Source organism: Nocardioides sp. cx-169, assembly GCF_021083605.1.
GTDB lineage: Bacteria > Actinomycetota > Actinomycetes > Propionibacteriales > Nocardioidaceae > Nocardioides.
The window spans coordinates 598123-615473 of sequence record NZ_JAJNRO010000002.1; the positions used below are offsets into that span (position 1 = coordinate 598123).

General features: G+C 73.5%; 14 protein-coding genes. 5 read left to right on the forward strand and 9 right to left on the reverse strand.

Annotation, left to right across the window (positions count from 1 at the left end):
- Positions 1-28 precede the first annotated feature (28 nt).
- The 8 genes from LRP67_RS04050 to LRP67_RS04085 all read right to left on the reverse strand — a co-directional run bounded on the left by LRP67_RS04050 (position 29) and on the right by LRP67_RS04085 (position 9023).
- Positions 29-853, reverse strand: coding sequence for a DUF1295 domain-containing protein (locus tag LRP67_RS04050; RefSeq protein ID WP_231268898.1), 825 nt, complete (start codon positions 851-853; stop codon positions 29-31).
- Positions 853-2124: a cyclopropane-fatty-acyl-phospholipid synthase family protein gene (locus LRP67_RS04055; RefSeq protein WP_231268899.1), complete on the reverse strand. Its 1272-nt coding sequence runs from the start codon at positions 2122-2124 to the stop codon at positions 853-855. Before LRP67_RS04055 ends, LRP67_RS04050 begins: the two co-directional genes overlap by 1 nt.
- The gene (locus LRP67_RS04060) at positions 2121-3413 is read right to left on the reverse strand and encodes a cyclopropane-fatty-acyl-phospholipid synthase family protein (RefSeq protein ID WP_231268900.1); all 1293 of its coding nucleotides are present in this window, start codon (positions 3411-3413) and stop codon (positions 2121-2123) included. Before LRP67_RS04060 ends, LRP67_RS04055 begins: the two co-directional genes overlap by 4 nt.
- Positions 3410-5401 (reverse strand): FAD-dependent oxidoreductase, encoded by a 1992-nt coding sequence (locus LRP67_RS04065; RefSeq protein ID WP_231268901.1) that lies wholly within the window; start codon positions 5399-5401, stop codon positions 3410-3412. The genes LRP67_RS04060 and LRP67_RS04065 overlap by 4 nt, the downstream gene beginning before the upstream one ends.
- Positions 5401-6108, reverse strand: a complete 708-nt coding sequence (locus LRP67_RS04070; RefSeq protein ID WP_231268902.1) for an anti-sigma factor domain-containing protein — start codon at positions 6106-6108, stop codon at positions 5401-5403. Before LRP67_RS04070 ends, LRP67_RS04065 begins: the two co-directional genes overlap by 1 nt.
- Positions 6105-6707, reverse strand: a complete 603-nt coding sequence (gene sigK / locus LRP67_RS04075) for an ECF RNA polymerase sigma factor SigK (protein WP_231268903.1) — start codon at positions 6705-6707, stop codon at positions 6105-6107. The genes LRP67_RS04070 and sigK overlap by 4 nt, the downstream gene beginning before the upstream one ends.
- A 40-nt stretch (positions 6708-6747) precedes the next feature.
- Positions 6748-7413: a fasciclin domain-containing protein gene (locus tag LRP67_RS04080; protein WP_231268904.1), complete on the reverse strand. Its 666-nt coding sequence runs from the start codon at positions 7411-7413 to the stop codon at positions 6748-6750.
- Positions 7414-7499: 86 nt separating this feature from the next.
- On the reverse strand, positions 7500-9023 hold the full coding sequence (locus tag LRP67_RS04085; RefSeq protein ID WP_231268905.1) for a molybdopterin-dependent oxidoreductase: 1524 nt from the start codon (positions 9021-9023) through the stop codon (positions 7500-7502).
- Between the two features lie 55 nt (positions 9024-9078).
- Between LRP67_RS04085 and LRP67_RS04090 the strand changes: the two genes are divergently transcribed.
- The 5 genes from LRP67_RS04090 to LRP67_RS04110 all read left to right on the forward strand — a co-directional run bounded on the left by LRP67_RS04090 (position 9079) and on the right by LRP67_RS04110 (position 16258).
- Positions 9079-9846 carry an enoyl-CoA hydratase family protein gene (locus tag LRP67_RS04090; RefSeq protein ID WP_231268906.1) on the forward strand — a complete coding sequence of 256 codons (768 nt, stop codon included), beginning with the start codon at positions 9079-9081 and terminating at the stop codon, positions 9844-9846.
- 376 nt (positions 9847-10222) lie between these two features.
- Positions 10223-12421, forward strand: coding sequence for a UvrD-helicase domain-containing protein (locus tag LRP67_RS04095; RefSeq protein ID WP_231268907.1), 2199 nt, complete (start codon positions 10223-10225; stop codon positions 12419-12421).
- 73 nt (positions 12422-12494) lie between these two features.
- Positions 12495-14408, forward strand: coding sequence for an anthranilate synthase family protein (locus LRP67_RS04100; RefSeq protein ID WP_231268908.1), 1914 nt, complete (start codon positions 12495-12497; stop codon positions 14406-14408).
- 9 nt (positions 14409-14417) lie between these two features.
- A complete protein-coding gene (locus LRP67_RS04105) occupies positions 14418-14990 on the forward strand; it encodes an aminodeoxychorismate/anthranilate synthase component II (protein WP_231268909.1) in 573 nt (190 codons plus the stop codon).
- Positions 14987-16258 carry an anthranilate synthase component I family protein gene (locus LRP67_RS04110; protein WP_231268910.1) on the forward strand — a complete coding sequence of 424 codons (1272 nt, stop codon included), beginning with the start codon at positions 14987-14989 and terminating at the stop codon, positions 16256-16258. Before LRP67_RS04105 ends, LRP67_RS04110 begins: the two co-directional genes overlap by 4 nt.
- A gap of 7 nt (positions 16259-16265) precedes the next feature.
- On the opposite strand, the gene LRP67_RS04115 is transcribed toward LRP67_RS04110, so the two are convergent.
- Entirely contained in the window at positions 16266-17216 is a 951-nt protein-coding gene (locus tag LRP67_RS04115) for a GlxA family transcriptional regulator (RefSeq protein WP_231268911.1), read from the reverse strand.
- Between the last annotated feature and the right edge of the window lie 135 nt (positions 17217-17351).

Genomic DNA, 17351 nt, shown 5'->3' on the forward strand with positions numbered 1-17351 from the left:
GGCTCCGCGCCGAGTCGGAGCCGCGCCGTCACGCGACGGCGCGGCGGGCGCCGCCGGGGCGGCGGCGGGGCGGCAGCGGCAGGAACATCGAGGTCCGGGCGGCGTACGCCGGGTAGCCCTCGCGCTGCATCATCGTGCGCTCCAGCAGCCGCGCGCCGGTGGCGAACACCAGGAAGTAGGTCATGGCGACCGGGGCGAGCACGGTCGCGAGACCGGCCTCCCAGCCCGACGCGAGGCCGGCGACCAGCCACAGGCCCCACCAGACGCAGGCGTCGCCGAAGTAGTTGGGGTGGCGGGTGTAGTGCCACAGCCCGCGGTCCATCACCTTCGGGCGGTCCGGGTCCCTCCTGTACGCCGCCAGCTGGGCGTCGCCGACGCTCTCGAAGACCACGCCGACGACCCAGATCGCGACGCCGGCCGCCACGACCGCCCACGACCGGACCTCCGAGACGGCGCCCACCTGCACCGGCAGCGAGACGAAGCAGACCGCGAGGCCCTGCACCGCGAACACCTTGCGCACCGCGACGCCCAGACCGACCTCCGGCAGCGTGCCGCCCAGGACCTCCTCGTAGCGCGGGTCCTCGCCGTGGCCGACCGCGCGGCGGCGTATGTGCCACGCCAGGCGCAGTCCCCACACCGAGACCAGTGCGAGCACCAGCCAGGGCCGGACCGGGTCCCGGTCGCTGCCGAGCCCGACCACCGCGCAGACCGCGGCGACCACGACGAAGCCGAGCCCCCAGGCGACGTCGACCACGGCCACCCGGCCCAGACGGCGGGCCAGGAGCGCGGTCAGAAGCATGATCAGCGCGACCGACCCGAGAGCGGCCGCGCTGACGATCAGGAGGGCCGCCATCACCCACGCACCAGCGGCAGGGTGTGCGTGCCGCCGGGGCGGACCAGGAGGATCTGGTCGACGCCCATGCGCCCGTCGCGGAAGGCCATCGCGCCGCCCACGAGGTAGAGCCGCCAGACCCGCACGACCTCCTCGCCGACGAGCTCGGTCAGCCGCTCGGCGTTCGCCTCGAAGCGCCGCAGCCACCCGGCGACCGTGTGGACGTAGTGTTCGCGCAGCCCGTGCACGTCGCGCGTCTCGAGGCCCGAGCGCTCGAGCAGCATCACCGTCTCGCCGACCGGGCGCATGTACATGTCCGGGGCGATGAACGACTCGATGAACGGACCGCCGCCGGGCCACCGGCCGGTTCGCGACATCTGCTGCACGAGCACCCGCCCGCCCGGGCGCACCGAGCGGTGCAGGACCGCGGCGTACGCCGGGTAGTTGCCCTGGCCGACGTGCTCCCCCATCTCGATCGACGACACCGCGTCGAAGTGGTCTCGCTCGGGCACCTCGCGGTAGTCCTGCAGCCGGATCTCGACTCGGTCGGCCAGCTCGCGCTCGGTGATGCGGGCGTCGCCGAGCCGCTTCTGCTCGGCCGAGATCGTCACCCCGACGACGCGCGCCCCGAAGTGCTCGGCGGCGTGCAGCGACAGCGACCCCCAGCCGCTGCCGACGTCGAGCAGCCGCATCCCGGGCTCGAGGCCGAGCTTGCGGCAGACCAGCGACAGCTTGGCGGCCTGCGCCTCCTCGAGCGGCTGGTCGGCTGAGGCGTGGTAACCGCACGAGTAGGCCAGGCTCGGGTCCAGGATCAGCGAGTAGAACTCGTGGGAGAGGTCGTAGTGGTGGCTGATCGAGCGGCGGTCCCGCAGCGGGCTGTGCAGCCGGCCGCGGATGCGCGCCTGCGAGGCCGGCGCCGCGGGGGGACGCCCGAGCGCACCGGTCCCCGCGACCGCGCGGACGGCGCGCGCCAGCGCCGCGGCGCTCGGCCGCCCACCGCTCAGGCCTCGCTCGCGGGCGATGGAGAAGGCGTGGGTGAGCGCGGCGTCGAGGTCCCAACCGCCCTCCTCGTGGACCTCCAGCTCCCCGGTGACGTAGGCCTGCGCGGCCCCGAGCTCGCCGGGGTGGCGCAGCAGGCGGCGTACGGCGTCCGGCGAGCGCAGCTCGACCAGCGGGGCGCCGGCCGGTCCGGCCTCCGAGCCGTCCCAGGCGCGCAGCCGCACCGGCAGCTCGCCGCCGACGAACGGCTCGACCGCGGCGGCCAGGCGCGACGCGACGTCCACGGCACTCACGCGCCCTCCCCGAGCCGCGCGAAGGTGAGCTGGTTGACGTCGAGGTAGCCGGCCGCGAAGCCGGCGCGCGAGTACTCCAGGTAGAAGTGCCACATCCGCAGGAACGTCTCGTCGAACCCGAGCCCGAGCACCCGCTGCGAGCCGGCCAGGAACGTCTCGTCCCACAGCCGCAGCGTCTCGGCGTAGTGCGCGCCCATGGAGAGCCGGCCGGTCAGGGACAGGCCCGTGTGCGCCGAGGTGACCTCGTCGAGCGCGCGCACGGACGGCAGGAAGCCGCCGGGGAAGATGTACTTGTTGATCCATGTGTAGGTGCGCCGGGTGGCGAGCATCCGGTCGTGGGGCATGGTGATCGCCTGGATCGCGACCCGCCCTCCGGGCGCGAGCACCCGGTCGATCGTCTCGAAGTAGGTCCGCCAGTACTCCCACCCGACGGCCTCGATCATCTCGACCGACACGACCGCGTCGTAGGAGCCCTCGACCGCGCGGTAGTCGCACAGGTCGACCGAGACCAGCGTGGAGAGCCCCGCCGCGGCGACCCGCTCGCGGGCCAGGGCCTGCTGCTCGGCGGAGAGCGTGATGGTGCGGACCGTGGCGCCGCGGCGCGCGGCCCGGACGGCCAGCTCGCCCCACCCGGAGCCGATCTCGAGCAGCCGGGTTCCGGCGCCCACGCCGGCCTCGTCGAGCAGGCGCTCGATCTTGCGGGCCTGGGCGTCGTGCAGGTCGCCCGCGACCGGCACGTCGTACGGCGCCGACGCCTGCAGGAGCCCGCCCCGGTCGACGACGTCGCCGGGGAACAGCGCCGAGGAGTAGCTCAGCGTGGGGTCAAGGAACTGCTGGAACAGCTCGTTGGACAGGTCGTAGTGGTGCGCGATGTTGTCGCGGGTGTTGGCCTCGCTGTTGCGGTGCCCGCGCGGCGGCCGCGCGACGATCGCGGCCCGCAGCCGCTGCAGGCTCTGCGGCACCAGGTCGGAGACCTCGGCGGCGAGCACGGTGAGGAACCCGCCCAGGTCCTGGGCGTCCCAGGCCCCGGTGAGGTAGGCCTCGCCGAAGCCGATCAGCTGGTGCTGCCCGATCCGGGCGTAGAGCTCCTCGGGACGGTGGACGACGGCGACCGGGCCGCCCCGGCCGAAGGTCTCCTCGCCGGCCAGCACGGTGACGTCGAGCCGGTCGATCGCCGCGCGGAAGAGCCGCTTCGCGACCCGCGCGGAGACGGCGGCGCGCGGACCGGCGGGCACCACGTCGAGGCCGGGCCAGTGGTTCACGAGGGGACGTGCGGGAGTCATCGTCATCGGGAGACTCCTTCCTGGTGGTGCGAGGGCCGGGGACGGATCGGGAGCCGGCGCAGCCACAGCCGCACGCCGTGGGCCCGGATCAGCGCGGAGCCGCGCAGGGCCTCGGGTGCGGCGCGCCAGGCTCCGCGGTCGGTACGACGCCCCGAGAGGGAGGCCGAGAAGACCTCGCCGTCGTCGCTGCGGAGGGTGACGGCCACGTGCAGGCGCCGGCCCGGGGCGGGCACGGCGAGCTCGTAGGTGCCGTCGGTGCCGTGGAACGGCGAGACGTACATGGCCTTGGGCGTCGTCGCCCGGCCCTGCTCGTCGGGGTGGACGACGTAGGCGTGGCGGTCGCCGTAGGTGTTGTGCACCTCGACCACCGTCGCGGCCAGGTCGCCGGCGGCGTCGTAGCACCAGAAGACGCTGATCGGGTTGAAGCAGTGGCCGAACGCGCGGGTGTGGGCGGCCATCAGGATCCGGCCGGCGCCCAGGGCAAGTCCCTCACGGCTCAGCAGCGCCTCGACGTTGGCGCGGATCGTGCGGTCCGGGTCGCCGAGGTGGTCGCGCGCCTCGAAGCGGCCCAGCAGACCGTGGTCGGGCAGCCGGTCCAGGTCCACCACCCAGGTGTGCGAGCGGTGCTCGAAGGTCCGCGCGAACGGCGTCCGGCGGGTGTGCCTGATCGTGGTCGCGTAGACCGCCGCCGCGCGGGCGGGGTCGGCGGTCTCGGCTGGCGGTGCGTCCCACGTGAGACCGAGACGCTCCGCGGCGGCCAGGCCCGAGCGCGCGCCGTCCTCGTGGAAGCCCCACCCGTGGTAGGCGCCGGCGAACACGACCCGGTCGGTGGCGATCTCCGGCAGCCGCCGCTGCGCGGCGACCGACGCGGGGTTGTAGAGCGGGTGCTCGTACTCCCTCCGGGCGATGACCGTGGCCGGGTCGACGAGGTGCTCGCCGCCCAGCGTCACCAGGTAGCGGGTCCCGGTGTCCAGGCGCTGCAGCCGGGTGAGGTCGTAGGTGACCAGGACCCCAGCGCGACCTCGTCCCTCGGTCGCGGGTCGGCGCACGTTCCAGCTGGCCCACGCGTTGGCGTTGCGCGGCAGCAGGGCGGTGTCGGTGTGCAGCAGGGCCACGTTGGGCGCGTAGGGCATCGCGCCGAGGACCTCGCGCTGAGCGGCGGTGGGCTCGGCGAGCATCGCCAGGGCCTGGCCGGGGTGGGTCGCGAGGACGACGGCGTCGTAGGTCGAGACCACGCCGTTGCCCTCGGTGATCTCGACGCCGTCGGCCGTCTCGAGCACGGAGGTCACCTTGGTGCCGGTGCGCACGTCGGGCAGCCGGGCGGCGAGGCGACCGACGTACTCCTGGGAGCCGCCGGTGACGGTGCGCCACGGCGGCGAGCCGAAGACCGCGAGCATCCCGTGGTGCTGCAGGAACGTGAACAGGTAGCGGGCCGGGTAGTCCAGGGAGACCGCGGGGTCGCAGGACCAGACCGCGGCGACGAGGGGCTCCATGAAGTGCCGCGTGAAGTACGGCGTGAAGCCGGCGGCGGCCAGGAAGTCGCGCAGGGTGGTGTCGGCCCCCTCCGTGGCAAGGAGGCGACGCGCGGCCCGGTGGAAGCGCGGGATCTCGGCGAGCATCCGCAGGTAGTGGGGCCGCAGCAGGTGGCGAGCACCGGGGAACACGCCCTTGCGGCCGAGCGCGCCGGCCCACTCCAGGCCGGTGCTGTCGTCGCGGATCGACATCGACATCTCCGACTCCTGCGTGGTGACGCTGAGCTCGGCGAAGAGGCGCAGCAGGACCGGGTAGGTGCGCTCGTTGTGCACGATGAAGCCGGTGTCGATCGCGAGCTCGCGCTCGCCCTCGTGGACGAGGTGGGTGTCGGCGTGCCCGCCGAGGCGCCCGTCGGCCTCGAAGAGCGTGACGTCGGCGTGCGCGGCGGCGACATGCGCGGCGGTGAGTCCGGCCACGCCGGATCCCACCACCGCGACGCGGCGGCGGTGCTGGTGGCTCATCAGGCTTGCTCGAACTCGAAGGTCAGGACCGGGTCGCCGCTCGGCTCCTCGGAGCCGCCGGCGGGCTCGACGGTGATGCCGGCGCCCTGGGCGGTGGCGGGATCGCCCTCGAGCTCGAGCTCGCCGGACTCGCCCTCCATGATCCCGGCCGGGACCATGAGCCCGTCGTGCAGGAGCCACATCTCGTAGACCTGCGACTCGTCGAGCTGGGGCAGGCCCTCCGCCGAGATGACGGCCTGGTTGAGCTGGGCCGAGCGCACCAGCGTCACGGTGGCGCCGTCGACCCGCTGGGTGAAGGTCTCGGCGTCGGGTGCCCGGCGGACCCGCTCGGCGGCGCTCGGCGTGCCCTGGGACGTGTCGTCGTCCCACGGCTGCCACGCGGCCACGGCGCCGATTCCGACCACGGCGGCGACCGAGGCGGCCGCCAGGAGGAGGGGAAGGCGCCGGCGCTTGCGCTGCTCGGGAGCGGGCACCGCCGGAGGCAGCGGACGCACGGTGTCGATGCCGGCGAGGACCCGGTCGCGAAGCCCGGCGGGCGGCTCCTGTCGGACGGCCTCCGCCAGCATGGCGGTCGCCTCCCGCAGGCTGCGCACCTCGGCCCGGCAGGTCTCGCACTCCGCGAGGTGCCGCTCGAACTGGGCGCGCTCCAGGTCGTCGAGCGCGTCGACGGCGTAGGCACCCGAGAGCGCGTGGATGTCGCTGCTCATGTTCCTACTCCCATCGTGTCGCGCAGCCTGATCAGGCCGTCGCGGATCCGTGTCTTGGCGGTGCCGACCGGGAGGTCGAGCATCGTAGCCACCTCGGTGTGTGTGTAGCCCCCGAAGTAGGCGAGCTCCAGCGCCTCTCGCTGGACCTGGGTGAGGGAGTGCAGTGCGTCGCGCACCCGCTTGGCCTCCAGCGAGGCGTGCGCGGCGTCGGCGGTCGTGTCGTGGTCGACCGCCTGGTTCTGCGAGTGGTACGTCGTGTCCCGGCGGCTCGCCGCCTCGGCCGAGCGGACCCGGTCGACGGCCTTGCGGTGCACGATGGTGAGGATCCAGGCCATCGGGCTGCCCAGCTCCCCGTCGTAGCGGCTCGCCGTGCGCCAGATCTCCAGGAGCGACTCCTGGGTGACCTCCTCGGCCTGCGCCGGGTCGCGGACCACGCGGACGGCCAGGCCGAACACGCGCGCGGCGATGGCGTCGTACAGCTGGGCGAACGCCGCCTGGTCGCCCCGGGCGGAGAGGTTCATCAGGTCGCCGAGGTCCGGCGTCGCCGGCGCCCCCTCCGGAGAGGGGACGCCGGCGACGGCCGGCCTGGTCGGGTCCATGGGCCTGATCCTCGCGCTCAGCTCGTCTCTTGGGAACCGGTCACTTCGCGCCGGCGAGGACCTGGTCGATGATGTAGACCGTGGCGTTGGCGGTGGGGACGTTGCCGCAGATCACGTTGGCGGTGACCGTGCCGTCGCTGACCGTCATGCCGGTCTCGTCGCCCGCGACCGTCAGCATGTCCTTGTTGACCGTCTCCTGCTCGCCGACGACCGCCATCGGGTCGAGCTCGACGCCCACCACGTGGTGGGTCAGGATCTTGGAGAGCATGGCCTTGTCGGCGAGGATCGCGTTGAGGTCCTTCTCCGGGATCGCCGCGAAGGCGTCGTTGACCGGCGCGAACACGGTGGCCTCCGGCAGGTCGTTCAGGGTGCCGGCCAGGTCGGCCTCGCCGACGGCCGTGACCAGCGTCGAGAGCAGCGGGTTGGTGCTGGCCGCGGTGGCGACCGGGTCCTTGACCATGCTGTCGAAGGAGCCGTCGCCCGAGGTCGGGACGGCGGCGCAGCCGTCGCCGAAGACCTGGTCGGCCGCGGCGGCCTCGGTGGACTCCATGGGGGACTCCTCCATCGGGGTCTCCGAGGCGGACTGCGAGGTGTCGTCGGAGCCCGCGCTGGAGTCGTCCTCCTCGCCACAGGCAGCGAGCGTGAGCGACAGGGCGATGGCCGCGGCGGCGAGGCCGGCGTTGCGGCTGGTGGTCTGGAGCTTCATGATGCGTGCCTTTCGTTGATGGTGTCTGGAGGTGGTTCGGTGCGGTCCCTGGTCCGGATTGGCGCCGCCGGCGGCTTTCTGGACGTCTAGTCCACGTTCACGAGGAGCTCGTGCAGCCCGCTGGAGCCTTCGGGGAACGGCTCGGCCGATGCGGTCGTCTGCAGCTCGCCGTCGCCGCTGGTGACCCGGGCGGCGAGGCTGTGCGAGCCGGGAGCGGCGTCCCAGCGGTAGAACCACTGTCGCCAGTAGTCGTTGCCGCCGTCGGGTCCCAGCTCAGCGGCCTGCCACGCCCCGCCGTCGACGCGGACCTCGACCTTCGCGACGCCGCCTCGCTGCTGGGCCCAGGCGACACCGCCGACCAGGTTCTCGCCAGCCGGCAGGTCGTCGAGCGCGTTCGGGGTGTCGATGCGCGCCGAGAGCTTGATCGGCGCGTCGGTGGCCCACTCGCGGTCGGTCCAGTACGCCGACCGCTCGGCGTAGGTGGTCAGGGTCAGCCGGGTGACCCACTTGGTCGCGCTGATGAAGCCGTAGAGGCCGGGGACCACGAGTCGCGACGGGAAGCCGTGTGCGCGCGGCAGCCCCTCGCCGTTCATCCCGAGCGCCACCATCGCGTCGCGCCCGTCCGTAGCCAGCTCGAGCGGGGTGCTGATGGTCATCCCCTCGAAGTCGGTGCTGAGGATCTGGTCGGCGCCGCTCCCGACCCCCGCCTGGTCCAGGAGGTCGGTGAGGCGGACGCCGGTCCAGCGCGCCGCGCCGACGTACTGGCCCCCGACGCTGTTGGAGACGCAGGTCAGGGTGATGTCGCGCTCGATGAGCGGCATCTCGAGCAGGTCCTCGAAGCTGAACGTCAGCTCGCGCTCGACGTCGCCGTCGATCGTGAGCGTCCAGTCGTCGGCGCTGATGACGGGGGTGTCGAGGCGGGTGTCCACCCGGTAGAAGTCCTTGTTGGGTGTGCGGAACGGCGTCACGCCGGGCACCCGGCCCTCGATGCCTTCGGGGAGGGCGCGAGCGGGATCCGCCGCTGTGGGCAGGTCCACGTCCTCCGGACGGCTGCGCAGGCGTCCGATGACCCGACCGGCGCCTCCGAGCGCCGCGGCGGCGACGGCGACGACGGCCGCGGCGACGACCACTCCGCGCCGGCTGGGCCCCGCGTCCTCGGCGTCGGCCGCTGCGCTGCGGCGCCCGGATCGGTAGGCCCGGTCGAGCCAGGCGAGGGCGCCGACACCGGCGAGGGCGGTCACGAGCGCGGGGAGCAGGTCCGAGAGGTCCGCGGTGGGGCGCGACATCGCTGCGGCCGCGGCCACCCCGACGAGCAGCAGGAGCAAGCCCGCGCCGAGGGCGAGCCGCCGACGGGCCAGCAGCCCGGCGACGGCGGCGAGCAGGAGCACGCCGAGCAGCACCGACCCGACCAGGATCGTCTTGTCGCGGTTGCCGAACTCCCGGATGGCCCACTCCTTCATCGGGGTGGGCGTCAGGTCGATCACCGTGGAGCCCACGGCCAAGACGGGCGAGGACGCCGGGTTGAGCAGCGAGGCGGTCAGGTGGCCGGCGCCCACCCCCAGGAGGGCGGCGAGCAGCCCGAAGCCGGCGTAGATCAGTCGAGAGCGCATGTGAAGGACTTCGTCACCGTGCGCCCCACGGATGGGGTGCGGCAGGATGGCCGCCATGTCGAACGTCACCGCTCCCGCCGACGAGCTCGTCCACCTCGAGGTCGCCGACGGCGTCGCGACCATCACGCTGGACTCGCCGCACAACCGCAACGCGCTCTCCCAGCAGCTCGTCGGCGAGCTGTTCGGCCACCTCGCGTCGGTCGACGTGGACACCGACGTCAAGGTCGTCGTCCTGCAGGCCACCGGTCGGGTGTTCTGCTCGGGGGCGGACCTCTCCGAGGCCGCGTCCGGGAGCATGGAGCAGGGCGCCAAGGTCCTGGTGGAGATGCAGCGCCAGATCGTCTCGCACCGCAAGCCGGTCGTCACCCGCCTCCAGGGCGCCGTCCGCGCCGGAGGCATCGGCCTGGTCGCCGCCTCCGACATCGTGGTCGCCGCCGCCGAGGCGACGTTCGCGCTCACCGAGGTCAAGCTCGGGCTCGCCCCCGCCGCCATCTCGCTCACCGTGCTGCCCCGGCTCAGCTCGCGCGCCGCGTCGCTGGCCTTCCTCACCGGCGAGCCGTTCACCGCGGCCGAGGCCGTCGACATGGGGCTGGTGACCCGGGCGGTGCCCGCGGACGACCTGGACGCCGCGGTCGCCGCGGTGGTCGCGTCGCTGGTCACCGGCTCTCCGCAGGGACTGCGCGAGACCAAGCGGCTCCTCGCCGTCGACATCCTCGACCGGATCGCCGCACGCGGGGAGGAGATGGCCGCCCTGAGCGGTGCGCTGTTCGCCTCCGATGAGGCTCGCGAGGCCATGTTGGCCTTCCTCAGCCGGAAGAAGTAGCCCCATTCGGGTCCGCTGACGGTGGATCTGTGGATCTGCTGAGGGTCCTTTGAGGGGGCTCTGTTACCGATCGCTGGGTAAAGCGTGGCCGCGCGGTTGATCGGATGTGGCAACCGGATACGTAGCGTTCCCGAGGTCGGAGACGTACAGCCGCCGGCTACGGGACACGGTCACCCGAGGGTCTGGGGGGATCGCGGGGAACCGGTTCCGACCACCACGGAGACCCCGTTCATGGCGCAGGGCACGACGCGCCGGAGCGGGGTCTCCGCCCTTCTGGAGAACCCGCCACTGACGGCGTGGGACGCCGTATAGGCTTGAGGACTTGCCCGCCGGCGTCCGGTGGGCCTGGCCGTCTGGTGCTGAGGGGACACGTTCGTTGACTGAGGAGCTGGTCGAGCGGGAGATTGCTCGTGAGCAGGACTTCGTGGACCGCGTCTACGTCCAGCTGAAGGACTCCGCCACGGCGGCCCGGGCGCTGGCCCGTGAGGGGCACGACCGCGGTCGCCTGGGCCACGAGGGCGGCCTGGTCGAGCGCGACGCGATGGTCTTCCAGGCGGCCAAGCGCATCGCCCAGCTCGACGCCGCCCACGAGGGACTCGTGTTCGGCCGGCTGGACCTGCGCCACGAGCTGGACCCCCAGCCGCGCTACATCGGGAGGATCGGCCTGCGCGACGCCCACCGCGACTCGCTGCTGATCGACTGGCGGGCGCCCGCAGCCGCGGTCTTCTACCAGGCCACCGCCGCGGAGCCGCACCAGGTCGTACGCCGCCGGGTGCTGCGATGCACCGGCCCGCGGGTCGTCGGCGTGGAGGACGAGCTGCTCGACGCCGAGGCGCACGCCGAGCTCGAGGCCCAGGGCGTCGAGCTGCCGATCGTCGGCGAGGGCGCCCTGATGGCGCAGCTCTCGCGTGCCCGCGACCGCTCCATGCACTCGATCGTCGCGACCATCCAGGCCGAGCAGGACCAGGCGATCCGCGCGCCCGGCAAGGGCGTCGTCTCCATCTCCGGCGGCCCCGGCACCGGCAAGACCGTGGTCGCGCTGCACCGTGCCGCGTTCCTGCTCTACAACGACCGACGACGCTACGAGTCCGGCGGCGTGCTGATCGTCGGGCCCAGTGGCGTGTTCATGCGCTACATCGGCCGGGTGCTGCCTAGCCTCGGCGAGACCGCGGTCGCCCTGCGCTCCCTGGGCGAGGTCGTCGACGGGGTGCGCGCGACCCGCCACGACGAGCCGGCCGTGGCCGACGTCAAGGGCTCCGCGCGGATGGCGGAGGTGCTTCGCCGTACGGCGCGCCAGCAGGCGCCCGGCAGCCCCTCCGAGCTGCGGATCTTCTGGCGCGACGACACGATCGTGCTCGACCGCGGCGTCCTCGGCCGGGTGCGCCGCCAGCTCATGAACCAGGGCCGGCGCAACCGTCAGCTGACCCGGGTCGCGCCCGCGCTTCTCGACGCCATGTGGCGCCAGGTCCGCGGCGAGCGGGGCCGCGAGCGGGGGCGCGAGGCGTTCGACGAGGAGATGCTCTCCGACCAGCGGTTCGTGGACTTCGCGGTCAGCTGGTGGCCGCCGCTCGACGCCCCCCACGTGCTGACCTGGCTGCGCGACCCCGAGCTGCTGGCCCGGGTCGCCGACGGCATCCTGACGGCGGAGGAGCAGCTGCTGCTCACCAAGTCGTGGAGCAGCGACGGCTCGCTCTCGGTCGAGGACGTCGCGCTGCTCGACGAGCTGCGCTACGCGCTGGGCGACGTGCCGGCGAAGGCCGACGACGAGCGCGACGACCCGATGGCGCTGGTCGAGGGCGGGGTCGACATGCAGGAGCTGACGACCGCCGCCGACCGTGAGTACGCACCGACCGGGCGCGCCTGGACCCCCCCCACCCACCGGATCGAGGACGACGGCTTCGCCCACGTCCTCGTCGACGAGGCGCAGGACCTGACGCCGATGCAGTGGCGCATGGTGGGCCGCCGCGGACGCGGCGCCTCGTGGACCATCGTCGGCGACCCCGCGCAGTCGTCGTGGCCGGTGCCCGAGGAGTCGGCAGCCGCCCGCGCCGAGGCGCTGCAGGGCAAGGCGCTGCACGAGTTCCACCTCTCGACCAACTACCGCAACAGCTCGGAGATCTACGAGTACGCCGCGGCGTACGCCTCGCGCGTGGGGCTGGACGCCGACCTGCCGACGGCGGTCCGCTCGACCGGGGTCGAGCCGGTCGAGATCACCGGCGTGACCGACCTCGAGGCCGCGACCCGCGCCGCGGTCGTCGAGGTGGCCGGCCAGGTCGCGGGCACCGTCGGGATCGTGGTCCCGGTCGCGCGCCGCTCCGAGGTCAACGCCTGGCTGGCGTCGTGGCCTGAGCTCGCCGACGACGCCCCCGCCGCGCGTCAGGCCGTCGACTCCTCCGTCGCGCCCTCGGGCACGGACCGCGTCGTCGTCCTCACCGGCCTCGACACCAAGGGCCTGGAGTTCGACGGGATCGTGGTCGTTCGTCCCCAGGAGATCGAGGACGAGTCCGCCACCGGACGCGCCACCCTCTACGTCGTCCTCACCCGCGCCACGCAGCTCCTCACCACCGTCAGCTGACGGCGGGGGCGTCCCCGCGACCGACCAGCGGCGCCCGCGCTCGACGCCCGGCCGACGGCCGTAGGCTTCCCCCATGACCGAGACCTTCGCCGCCAGGGACGCCATCGCCGCGCTCCAGGGGCACGAGGCCTGGGCGATCATCCGGCGCTCGACGCGGGCCGGCGACCGCGACACCGTCGGGCTGGTGGGCGGGCGGCGCAGCGTGGTCGAGTCGCTGCTCGACGTACCGCTCGCCGAGGGGGTGCCGGTCGAGGGCCACCTCGCCGACCGGCTGCTGGCCATCCCGTTCCGCCAGGTCGCCGAGCGCGGCTTCGAGGCCCACGACGACGGCGCCCCGCTCGTGGTGGTGGACGTCGAGACCGAGCTGGAGTTCTCGGTCGCCGAGATCATCGAGGCCATCGACGAGGTGCCGGTGGAGTTCACCGACCGCGGCGGCTTCGAGACCGGCGACGAGGAGTACGGCGAGCTGGTCAAGGCGATCATCAACGACGAGATCGGGCAGGGCGAGGGCGCCAACCTGGTGATCGGTCGCCACTACCGGGCCAAGGTCGCCGACTGGGGCCCGCAGGTCGCGCTCACCGTCCTGAAGAACCTGCTCGAGCGCGAGCGCGGCGCCTACTGGACCTACCTCTTCTTCACCGGCGACCGCTACCTGATCGGCGCCAGCCCCGAGCGGCACGTGTCCATCCACGGCGGCGACGTGCGGATGAACCCGATCAGCGGCACCTTCCGCATCCCGCGCTCCGGCTCGGTGCACGACCGGCTCCTCGACTTCCTCCACGACGAGAAGGAGATCTACGAGCTCTTCATGGTCGTCGACGAGGAGCTGAAGATGATGTGCGACATCTGCCACGAGGGCGGCCAGGTGCTCGGACCGTTCCTCAAGCCGATGACCCACCTCGTGCACACCGAGTACCTGCTCGCCGGCCGCACCGACCGCGACCCGCGCGAGGTCCTGCGCGACACCATGTACGCCGCCACGGTCACCGGCAGCCCGGTGGAGAACGCCTGCCGACTGATCAAGAAGTACGAGACCGAGGGCCGCGGCTACTACGGCGCCGCGCTGGCCGTCCTGGGCCGCGATGCCGTGGGCGGTCCGGTCGTCGACAGCCCGATCGTGATCCGCTCCGCCGACGTCGGGCTCGACGGCAGCCTCAAGGTGACCGCGGGGGCCACGCTGGTGCGCGACTCCGACCCGGCGTACGAGGTGGCCGAGACGCATGCCAAGGCGGCCGGCATCCTGCGCGCGTTCGGACTGGTCCCGGCGGCGCCGGTGCCCGACGTCAACGTCGCCGAGCTGGTCAACGATGAGGACGTGCTGCTCGCGCTCAACGCGCGCAACCGCCGGCTCAGCCGGTTCTGGCTCACCGACCAGGCGGGCGCCCCGCCCGACCCGCGGCTGGCCGGTCGCAGCGTGGTCATCCTCGACGGCGAGGACGACTTCGTGAACATGCTGCGCCACGTCCTCGGCGTCCTCGGCCTCACCAGCACCGTGGTGCGCCACGAGGACTACGTCGCCGGCTGCCTCGACGGCTTCGACCTGGTGATCGTGGGGCCCGGCCCCGGCGACCCGCGCGACGACGCGGATCCCAAGATGGCGCGGCTGCGCGAGGCCGTGTCGTCCCTCCTGGCCGACGAGCGGCCCTTCCTCGCGGTGTGTCTGGGCCACCAGGCGCTGTGCCACGAGCTCGGGATCCCCCTGACCTACAAGGACATCGTCTTCCAGGGCACCCAGTCGCAGGTGCAGATCGAGGGGCGCACCGAGCGGGTCGGCTTCTACAACACCTTCGTCGCCCGCCAGGGCGAGGCTCCACTGCCGGCCGGCGTCTCGGTCGACGCCGATCCCGCGACCGGGGACATCAGCTCGCTGGCCGGACCGCACTACCGCGGCATCCAGTTCCACGCCGAGTCGATCCTCACCGAGCGCGGCTACGACCTCCTCCACGAGCTCGTCGTGGGCCTGCTCCTCGACGGCCCGCGCCCCTAGCCCGGCCTCATGGTCGCCCCGGACGTCGTCGTGGTCGACCACCACGACTCCTACACCTGGAACCTCGTCCACCTCGTCGCCGAGGTCACGGGCGTGCTGCCCGCGGTGGTCCAGCACGACGAGGTCACGCCCGAGCAGGTGCTGGCCCACTCCCACGTCGTCCTCTCGCCCGGACCAGGCCACCCCGAGGTCCCGGCCGACTTCGCGGTCGGTCGCTCGGTCCTCCTGGCCGCGCGGCGTCCGGTGCTCGGCGTGTGCCTCGGCATGCAGGGCCTCGTCGCCGCGTACGGCGGTCGGGTCGACCGGGTGCCGCCCGGACACGGGGTCACGGCGGTCGTGCGCCACGACGGCGACGGGCTGTTCGCGGGGGTGCCCGACGGGTTCCGCGCGGTCCGCTACCACTCCCTGGCCGCGCTCGAGCTGCCCGTCAGCCTGCGTCGGACGGCGGTCGACGAGGTGAGCGGGGTGACGATGGCCGTGGCGCACCGCGAGCTGCCGCTCGTCGGCGTGCAGTTCCACCCCGAGTCGGTGCTCTCCGAGCACGGCGCCGCGCTCGTGCGCAACTTCCTGGCGAACACGTGACCGACAGCCCGCAGGGGGACCCGGCCGCGCTCTTTGCCGAGGTGGCCGCGGCCCACCCGCGCTGCTTCTGGCTCGACGGCGGCGGCGCCCGCGAGTGGTCGGGGCGGCGCTCGCTCATCGGCTGGCTGGACGACGACGACGTCTCGCTGTCCTACTCCGCGGCCCGGCGCGAGGTCACGCGTCACGTCGGTGGCCGCTCCGAGGTCGTCGGCGACGACGTCTTCGCGGTCCTGGAGGAGGAGCTCGCGGGCGGTGAGCCCGGGGACCAGTGGTTCGGCTACCTCGGCTACGCCTGCCGCCGCGACCTGCCCGCGTCGGTGGCTGAGCCGGGCGGGGTCCCCGACGCGGTCTGGATGCGGGCGCGGCAGGTGCGGCTGTTCGAGCACGCCGAGCGGGACCGGGTGCCGCGGCCGGCGCCCGCGCCGGGGGTCCGGCACCCGAGCCCGCCCGCCGCCACCTACGCGGCTGCCTTCGACCACGTCCAGGAGGAGCTCCACGCCGGCAACTCCTACGAGGTCAACCTCACCTACCGCCGCGAGACGGTGAGCGACCTGCACCCCGTCGCGGCCTACCTGCGGCTGCGCCAGCTCAACCCCGCGCCGTACGCCGGCTTCCTGCAGCACGACGTCGCGGACGCGCGCGGGTGGCTGCTCAGCTCCTCGCCGGAGCGCTACGCACTCATCACGGCCGACCGCACCCTGGAGACCAAGCCGATCAAGGGCACCACGCCGCGAGGGAGCACCGCCGAGGAGGACGAGGCGCACCGCCTGGCGCTGGCCACCGACCCGCGCTACCGCTCCGAGAACCTGATGATCGTCGACCTCCTGCGCAACGACCTGGCGATGGTCTGCGACCCGGGCTCGGTGCGGGTCCCGGCGCTGATGGAGGTGGAGTCCTACGAGACCGTCCACCAGCTCGTCTCCACCGTGCGCGGCCACCTCGCGGGCGGCGTCTCCACGGTGGCGGCGCTGCGCGCGCTGTTCCCCGCCGGCTCCATGACCGGCGCCCCCAAGCTCCGCACGATGGAGATCATCCGGGCCGTCGAGGACTCCCCGCGCGGCGTGTACGCCGGCGCGTTCGGCTGGGTGGCCGCCGACGGCCGCGCCGACCTCGGCGTCGTCATCCGCTCGCTGACCACCGCCGGCGACGGGCGCTACCTCCTGGGCACCGGCGGCGGCATCACCGTGCAGTCCGACGTCGTCTCCGAGCACGAGGAGGCCGCCCTCAAGGCGGAGCGGCTGCTCGCCGCGCTGACGCTCCCGAGCTGAGCTGAGCTCAGCCGCGGCTGAAGGTCGCGAAGGCCAGCCGGTACGCCGCCGGGCTGGTGTCGAGCGCGGCTCGGAACTTCGCCCGGAAGTTGGCCGCCGACCCGAAGCCGGTCTGGTGCGCGATCCGCTCGACGGAGTGGTCGGTGGTCTCCAGCAGCGACTGCGCGAGCCGGATCCGGGCCGCCCCGAGCCACGCAAGGGGCGTCATGTTGGTCTGCTCCCGGAAGCGCCGGTTGAGCGTGCGGGTGCTGACCCCGGCGCGGTCGGCGATGTCCTGCAGGGTCAAGGGTCGGTGGGCGTGCTCCTCCACCCAGGCCAGCGTCGCCGAGAGCGGCGTCGCGTCGGGACCCAGCGCGTCGCGGAGGATGAACTGCGCCTGCCCGCCCGGCCGGGTGAGCGGCAGCACGGCGGAGCGCGCGGCGTCGGCGGCGACCGCGGCGCCGTGGTCACGCCGGACCAGGTGCAGGCACAGGTCGATGCCGGCGCTGGCGCCGGCGGAGGTCAGCAGCGACCCCTCGTCGACGAACAGCACCGCCGGGTCGACCTCGATCGCGGGGTGGCGGGCGGCGAGGAGGTCCGCAGCGCGCCAGTGCGTCGTCGCGCGGCGCCCGTCGAGCAGCCCGGTCGCGGCGAGCGTGAACGTGCCCACGCAGATGGACGCGACCCGGGTGCCGGCCTCGTGGGCCTTCCTGAGCGCCGCCACGACCGCCTTCGGGACCGGTCGCAGCGGGTCGGCGAGGCCCGGCACGATGATGGTGTCGGCGGTCTCGAGCGCCTCCAGTCCGTGGGGCACCCGCAGCGAGACGACTCCCGCCCCGACCTCTGGCTCGGGGCCGGCGACCAGCACGCGGTAGGCCGCCCGACCGTCGAGCAGCCTGGCGGTCCGAAATACCTCGACCGGGGTGCCGAGGTCGAAGAGGATGACGTCCTCCAGCGCCAAGATGGCGACGGTGTGCATGGCAGGAATGCTAGCGAGCGCCGATCCCTAGGTCACCCGATACGGCTCAACCACCGGTCAGACGCCGTGGCGCGATCCTTGCGTTCGATGGCGGTCAGGCCACTGGTGGCACCCCCGTGCGGCGCCGTAGCGTCG

Bases quoted from the DNA above. Each gene is read 5' to 3' on its own strand.
- LRP67_RS04050 (WP_231268898.1), bottom strand. From the start codon at position 853: ATGGCGGCCCTCCTGATCGTCAGCGCGGCCGCTCTCGGGTCGGTCGCG.
- LRP67_RS04060 (WP_231268900.1), bottom strand. From the start codon at position 3,413: ATGACGATGACTCCCGCACGTCCCCTCGTGAACCACTGGCCCGGCCTC.
- LRP67_RS04065 (WP_231268901.1), bottom strand. From the start codon at position 5,401: ATGAGCCACCAGCACCGCCGCCGCGTCGCGGTGGTGGGATCCGGCGTG.
- LRP67_RS04070 (WP_231268902.1), bottom strand. From the start codon at position 6,108: ATGAGCAGCGACATCCACGCGCTCTCGGGTGCCTACGCCGTCGACGCG.
- sigK (WP_231268903.1), bottom strand. From the start codon at position 6,707: ATGGACCCGACCAGGCCGGCCGTCGCCGGCGTCCCCTCTCCGGAGGGG.
- LRP67_RS04080 (WP_231268904.1), bottom strand. From the start codon at position 7,413: ATGAAGCTCCAGACCACCAGCCGCAACGCCGGCCTCGCCGCCGCGGCC.
- LRP67_RS04085 (WP_231268905.1), bottom strand. From the start codon at position 9,023: ATGCGCTCTCGACTGATCTACGCCGGCTTCGGGCTGCTCGCCGCCCTC.
- LRP67_RS04090 (WP_231268906.1), top strand. From the start codon at position 9,079: ATGTCGAACGTCACCGCTCCCGCCGACGAGCTCGTCCACCTCGAGGTC.
- LRP67_RS04100 (WP_231268908.1), top strand. From the start codon at position 12,495: ATGACCGAGACCTTCGCCGCCAGGGACGCCATCGCCGCGCTCCAGGGG.
- LRP67_RS04105 (WP_231268909.1), top strand. From the start codon at position 14,418: ATGGTCGCCCCGGACGTCGTCGTGGTCGACCACCACGACTCCTACACC.
- LRP67_RS04115 (WP_231268911.1), bottom strand. From the start codon at position 17,216: ATGCACACCGTCGCCATCTTGGCGCTGGAGGACGTCATCCTCTTCGAC.